Below are 6,766 nucleotides of genomic sequence, written 5' to 3'. Positions count from 1 at the left end.
AATCATCGGCTATTTTGATTTGGTTGGTCTTTCTGATATACATGAGGCGCCTCCATCTGCAAGGTTTTTGTGGAAGAAATGTTAAAATCCTTGCATTTATTATATCAAAAAAGCGTTTCAATGTCAGTATTCTCAATGGTTTTAACTTCGTTCAGCAAGCCCTAAATAAAAAACTGTGCTTGCACATGATATCAAACTGTCCACGAACGCTAAATGTTTAGCGGACAGTTCGATTATAATGGTGCTGACACAGTTTTTTTGATTATTCAAATCTTGTGTTTCAAGCGGTATTGTCAATTGATCATTAAGGCGCTTATGCAATTGTCTCAATGTGAAAACAGATTTTAATGCTCATAGGATTCTTTTAATGCCAATAGTGTTTCATAGGCTTCAAGCGCTTCTAAATAAGCAAGTTCTGTTGCTTCTTTCATTTCGAATAGCGTTTGAATTTTGGCAAAGTCTGTAGCATTTGCCGTCATCTCGGCTTGAAGGGAATCGAGTTTGGCTTCAAGGGTTTCGATGGTTTGCGGTAAAGCTTCAAGTTGCTTGGTTTCTTTGTAAGATAATTTTTTCTTAGATGATTTCGGTCTTTCTGTCTTTGTTTTTGAAGATTCAGCATTGCTGGCAATACTGCTTGTTTCCATTGGGCGCCGATTAAGATAATCAGAATAATTACCCTGTTGGATGTCGATGTTCCCCAAGTCGTCAAAGACAAAGAGCTGATCGCAGGTTCGATCTAAGAAATAACGATCATGAGAAACGCAAAGGACAATACCTTCAAAAGAATCGAGATAACTTTCAAGTGCTTTTAATGTATCGAGATCAAGATTATTGGTCGGTTCATCTAAAAGGAGAACATTTGGGGCGTCGACTAACAGTTTCAGCAATTGAAGGCGACGGCGTTCGCCACCCGAAAGTGAATCGATGGGGGTATACTGAAGGTTGCTGTCAAATAAAAACTGTTCCATGATATCCCCGGCGCTGATGCGGTAACCGCCTTTTGTCGTCACGTATTCAGCAACTTCTTTGATATAGTCTATAGCTCGCATCGAAGTATGGGTATCAATATCGGGATTTTGTGTAAAATAGGCGAGTTTAACCGTTGGACCGAATTCAAAATAACCTTCAACAGGTGGCAAGACACCGGCCAACGTATTTAAAAGCGTTGACTTACCCGAGCCGTTATTACCGATGATGCCAATGCGGTCACCTGGTTTTGCCATATAGGTCAATGGTTTTCGGAGCGCTTTATCATAGCCAATAGCCAGAGCGTCAATCTCTAAGATTTTTTTCCCGAGTCGTGTAAAAGCAGTTTCAATCGTGATTTGTTCATCTGAAATCTGAGACATGTTTTCCCTTAATGCCTCAAAACGCTGAATGCGCGATTTCGATTTCGTGCCGCGTGCCTGAACACCGGCGCGAATCCAAGCGAGTTCACTGACATAGAGATTTTTCATTTTTTTATAAGCGCTTGCCTGTTGGATTAGGCGAGTATTTTTATTTTCGAGATAAGTTTCATAGCGCCCATCGTACCGATAGAGTGTACGATCTGAAAGTTCAAAGATGTGCGTGACGATTCGATTGAGAAAGTAGCGATCATGTGTCACCATCAAAATAGCACACTTCATGCGCTTTAAATATTCTTCCAACCAGTCAATGGTTTCATTATCCATATGATTGGTTGGTTCGTCCAGCAATAAGAGATCACAAGGCTTTAAGAGCGTTGCTGCTAATGCGATACGCTTGCGCTGACCGCCAGAGAAATGCGCGATCATTTGCTGATGCGAATCAATTTGCAGATGGTTTAGCATCGTGCTTATTTCATAGTCGGCATAAGACTCTGCATCTCTTCCCAAAAAGGATTTAACTTGTTCGTGTGCGGTTAGCATTTCATCAAAGATAGGGTCTTGCAGTAAGTGACTGACACGTAGATCCCTCATTTTGGTTATTTTGCCCTGATCAACGGTTTCATCACCGTTTATAATTTTTAAAAGTGTGCTTTTGCCGGTGCCATTAACACCGATTAGGCCTATTTTTTCGCCTTCTGAAAGACTGACGTCAATTGCTTGAAATAATGTTTGAGCGCCAAAAGTCTTGGTGATCTTTTCGAGAGTTATCAGTGTCATAGCTTCACCTTTCTTATAAATCAGTAACATTTTATCGCAATTGCTTAAACTTGACAATGTTCATTTGTAAATGTCAGTGTATTCAGTGACAAATGGTTGTGAATGACGAATGGCTGCAAGTCAAAACGTTAATGGCGGAAACTTAGGAATTTCTTAATATTTTTTAAGAGAAGAATTAGCGTTTATCGGTTATGATAGCGAAAGATAAAGAAATGGAGGCACACATGGAAAAAGAATTGCCAGAGTTGAAGATGCCCCAGAATATGATGGGAAAAATGGCATCTGTATTTATTGATCGTTTTAAAGTTGTCTATTTGATTATTCTAGCTGTTTTATTGCTTGGCATGATGACTTATCAGCAATTGCCTAAGGAAACAGTACCAGATATATCATTAAGTTACATTTATGTTCAAGTCCCTTATCCAGGGGCGGCAGTTACAGATATTGACGCCATGGTATCTGAACCGATTGAAGATAAACTCACCGGCATCAGTGATGTAAAGGGTGTTACGGCGACGATACAAAATGGTTATGCTTTAATCATTGCTGAATTTGAAGAAACAGCAGATATGGATGATGCGGAGCAAAAGGTGCGGAATGAAATCGCACAACTCAGCATGCCAAGCGGAGCGATGACACCTGTAATCGGCGTTTTTGAAACCGGCGAAATGCCGATCTTTAACGTGACGATAACCGGTGATTATGATCTCGTCTCCTTAAAAGAATACGGTGAACGTATTCAGGATCAAATGGAAAGTGTCCCGGGAATTCGCGAAGTATCACTCTCAGGCGGCTACGATCGCGAGATTCAGGTAAAAGTCGATGATGTGACGCTGCGGGAATACGGTCTATCCTTTTCGGCAGTAACACAAGCACTTCAAGCATCGAATATTAATTTGCCGGCAGGCGATTTGAATCTTGATGGTGAGGATGTCAACGTACGTGTCGATGAGCGATTTACGAGTGTTGAAGATATTGAAAACCTTGTGATTGCTTCATCACCAAATCGAACAATATTTCTGCATGATGTTGCAATTGTCACCGATTCGCATAAGACGCCAACCTCACTCTCTAGGCTATATCTCTATGAAAATGCCGATGCGCAAACAGCGCCGGCTGTTTACTTAAGCGTCTACAGAGAAAGCGGCTATGATATCGTCGCGCCATCAGAAGCACTTCGAAATATTGTTTCCACATCACCATCACATTTGATACCAGAAGATGTACAGCTGCTCATTACGGCTGATCAGAGTGAAGATGTGGTAAAAGACCTCAATACGGTTGTCAATAATGCGTTGGGCGGTTTAATCAGCGTTATTCTCGTCCTTTATATTTTTATCGGCCTTAATGAAGCGCTGATTGTTTCTTCCGTTATTCCGATTTCCCTGTTTATTGCGCTGTTGCTGATGAAGCTCACCGGCATATCATTTAACACGATTTCGCTGACCGGTTTTATCATTGCCTTGGGTTTGCTTGTGGATAATGCGATTGTCGTCATGGAGAATATAGACAGACTGCGAGAAGAAGGCGTTGACCGAATAACTGCAGCGAAAAAAGGACTTAATCAAGTGGCGCCAGCTGTTTTAGCGGCAACACTGACGACAGTAGGTGCTTTCATTCCCGTTGCAATGACACCGGGGATTATTGGCAAGTTTCTGAGCGTTATGCCAAAGACGATTATTTTTATTATAGCAGCTTCTTTTTTTGTCTCCATTATTATAACGCCGGCATTATGTTCCAAGTTTCTTTCGGCCTATAAAGTAAAGCGTCCATTGCCGACGCGTGGACAAATGATTCGGTCGGGTATTTTTATATTTGCACTCTCTGTATTGGCCTTTTCAAATCAATGGCAGATTACAGGAACGACAATGGTTATTGCTGCTGTTTTTACACTGTTTTACGTCGTTATAACACTTAGCAAAAAACGTACTGCCGAAACGGGCGAACACGGTCTGATTGAACGCTACAAACGATTTATCTATCAGCTCATTGCTTCAAAACCAAAAAAATTAGCGGTAATGACAATTGCCATTATGGTATTTATCGCTTCCGTAGCAACCATTCCGGCAGGTATTTTAAAATTAGAACTCTTCCCGGATGAAGAGCCAACATCGATGAGTATCAACATTGTAGCGCCTATTGGTACGATGCTTTCTGATACGTCGGATATTACAAAAGCGGTGGAGGCATTACTCTTTGATATTCCGGGTCTTCAATCATTTACATCCAATGTAGGTGGGGATCAAACCAACGAAGCAACCATTACGGTAGAGCTTATGGATGAAGAGGATCGCACCATTACCGGCGAAGCGATTCAAAATGAAATTCGATCGCGCGTTCAAAAAATTCCGGGCGCCAAAATAGAAGTCAAAGCACAATCGGTGATGTCGCGCGTTTCCAGTGGCGCGGCAATTAGCCTTGGCCTTAAGGGCGATGATCTTGAAACACTGAAGTCTTATGCAGCACAATACTACGATGTCCTAAAGGATATCGAAGGCGTTGTAGAGCCGGCATTATCAACAGATGGCGGCAATCGAGAACTCGTCGTTGATATTGATCCAAATCGCGTTGCCTATTACGGATTGAATCTGGCATCTGTTGCAAGTGAAATCAGGCAGCATGTTTCGGGATCTACAGTGGGGACTTATACAGAGAATCTGGAAGAATATGATATTACAATGTATTACAATGACGGCGACATTCAGAGTGCCAAAGATTTTGACAAACTTTTCTTTACGAGTCCAACGGGTGAGCGTATTAACTTTAATGAAGTTGCTTCCCTAAAATTTCAAGATGGGCTAGGTGGTATTGAAAAAGAAGATGGTGAAAAGATTATTTACATTGAAGCAGATATTGCACCCGGCTACAATTCGGCAGAGGTGAATCGCGAATTTTCCGATAAAGTTGATACGATCAAGCTGCCAAAGGGTATTTCGCAGCAAGTCGGAGGTGAAATGAGAGATCTCAATGAGCAGATTGGCAACATGGCCTTTAACTTTGTTATTGCACTGCTTATGGTTTATATTGTTTTAGTCATACAGTTCAATTCCTTTTTACAGCCGCTTATGATACTCTTCTCAGTACCTTTTGCAATTATTGGCGTCGTTGTCGGGCTTATTGTAACAGGGAACAATCTTGGTTTTTACGCCATGTTCGGTATTGTCGCACTGGTGGGGATTGCTGTCAATGATGCCATCGTACTAATCGATTTTACGAATTATCTGCGCTTGGAAGGCATGTCGCTGCGAGCGGCTGTTGCCGAAGCGGTAAAAACGCGTTTTCAACCGGTTATGGCAACATCACTGACGACTATTGGCGGTGTATTGCCGCTGGCACTTTTTAACGACAGTTTTAGCCAGCTGGGTTACGCTTTGATTTTTGGCCTTATGGCGTCTACTGTGTTGACGCTCTTAATTATTCCGTTACTCTACTATAGCATTGAAAATATATCCGAAAGCAAAAAGGAGACGATCATATGAAGCATAAGAAACTGATGATTGGCATTGTTGGCGCGGCAGCTATTGTTGCCGTTGTCATCGGCATCCATACGAAACAGCATACAGTGTCAGAGGCAGTGACCGTATTAAGCGACCCGATTGCAGTGACTGTTACGGCACCGTATCGAGATGATATTGAAGAAACGGTCTTTACCATTGGCGAAGTTCAACCTGCAGCAACTTATAGTGTTATGGCAAAAACGGCAGGAACCGTTGAGACTGTCTACTACGATGTTGGTGATTTTGTGACAAAAAACGACATTTTGTTTAAACTTGATACATCAGCACTCAGCGTGACGCAGCAATCGACATTAGATCAAGTGCAAAATGCCGTAAAACAAGCAAAATTGGCACTAGATCAAGCACAGGATCAATATGATCGTCAAGACATTCTATTTGGACAGGGTGCCGTGTCAAAGGCTGCGATGGATAGTGCTGCAACAGCGCTTGATAACGCCGTCATTCAATATGAGAATGCGCAGACATCGGCAAAGAGCACTCAAAAACAATTAGAAGAACAATATGATGCTTACGTGCAGAAAAGTCCCGTTTCAGGTACAATAGTATCAAAGAACATCGATGCAGGGCAATTTGTCTCGTCGCAGGTTGTCTATACGATTATTCCAGACGAATCTTATATTGTTTCCGGCAGTATTACGTCAAAGTATATTAATGATTTGGCAAAGGGGCAGCCTGTCTCGATTTATGTCAAAACGCTAGACAAGCATTACACGGGAACGGTTCAAAGTGTTTCAAGCGTTGCATCGAGAGGATCATATCCAATTGAAGTGGCCATTGAAGGTGACAACGATCTAAAAGCAGGACTCTATGCGGAACTCGAAATCGTCTTGTCAGCGCATGAAGATGTATTGCTAGTGCCAAAAAGAGCATTAATCCAAGAAAGTGGAAATGCTTATGCTTATACGGTTGATAATGCTGGTACTGTAATGAGGAAAACGGTTGAGACGGGGATCACTTCTGGTGATGCTGTTGAAATCGAAGCTGGTTTATCCGAAACGGATCAAATCGTTTTAAAAGGACTGGATTTTATTGAGCCTGGCGATTTTGTCAGTATCGTTACAGACAGTGTACAGTAGCGAAGTCGTTAAAGATTATGACGCCTTGAACTCGAAGGGGCAGTGG

The 6,766-nt window shown here is 42.0% G+C and carries 3 protein-coding genes; 2 read left to right on the top strand and 1 reads right to left on the bottom strand.

Features of this window, described 5'->3' with window-relative positions; all coding sequences use genetic code 11:
* Positions 1-344: 344 nt before the first annotated feature.
* Positions 345-2,126 carry an ABC-F family ATP-binding cassette domain-containing protein gene (locus tag KHM83_RS03535; protein ID WP_213235529.1) on the bottom strand — a complete coding sequence of 594 codons (1,782 nt, stop codon included), beginning with the start codon at positions 2,124-2,126 and terminating at the stop codon, positions 345-347.
* Between the two features lie 224 nt (positions 2,127-2,350).
* Here KHM83_RS03535 and KHM83_RS03530 point away from each other — a divergent pair, with 224 nt between their 5' ends.
* Both KHM83_RS03530 and KHM83_RS03525 read left to right on the top strand, forming a co-directional pair.
* A complete protein-coding gene (locus KHM83_RS03530; RefSeq protein WP_213235528.1) occupies positions 2,351-5,605 on the top strand; it encodes an efflux RND transporter permease subunit in 3,255 nt (1,084 codons plus the stop codon).
* Positions 5,602-6,720 (top strand): efflux RND transporter periplasmic adaptor subunit, encoded by a 1,119-nt coding sequence (locus KHM83_RS03525; RefSeq protein WP_213235527.1) that lies wholly within the window; start codon positions 5,602-5,604, stop codon positions 6,718-6,720. The genes KHM83_RS03530 and KHM83_RS03525 overlap by 4 nt, the downstream gene beginning before the upstream one ends.
* The last annotated feature ends 46 nt before the right edge of the window (positions 6,721-6,766 follow it).

It is taken from the genome of Fusibacter paucivorans (genome assembly GCF_018390735.1).
GTDB classification, from domain to species: Bacteria; Bacillota; Clostridia; order Peptostreptococcales; family Acidaminobacteraceae; genus Fusibacter; species Fusibacter paucivorans.
The sequence above is the reverse complement of the archived record's forward strand: the minus strand, read 5'-3'. Positions and strand labels throughout refer to the sequence as shown.

Bases quoted from the DNA above. Each gene is read 5' to 3' on its own strand.
- KHM83_RS03525 (WP_213235527.1), top strand. From the start codon at position 5,602: ATGAAGCATAAGAAACTGATGATTGGCATTGTTGGCGCGGCAGCTATT.
- KHM83_RS03530 (WP_213235528.1), top strand. From the start codon at position 2,351: ATGGAAAAAGAATTGCCAGAGTTGAAGATGCCCCAGAATATGATGGGA.
- KHM83_RS03535 (WP_213235529.1), bottom strand. From the start codon at position 2,126: ATGACACTGATAACTCTCGAAAAGATCACCAAGACTTTTGGCGCTCAA.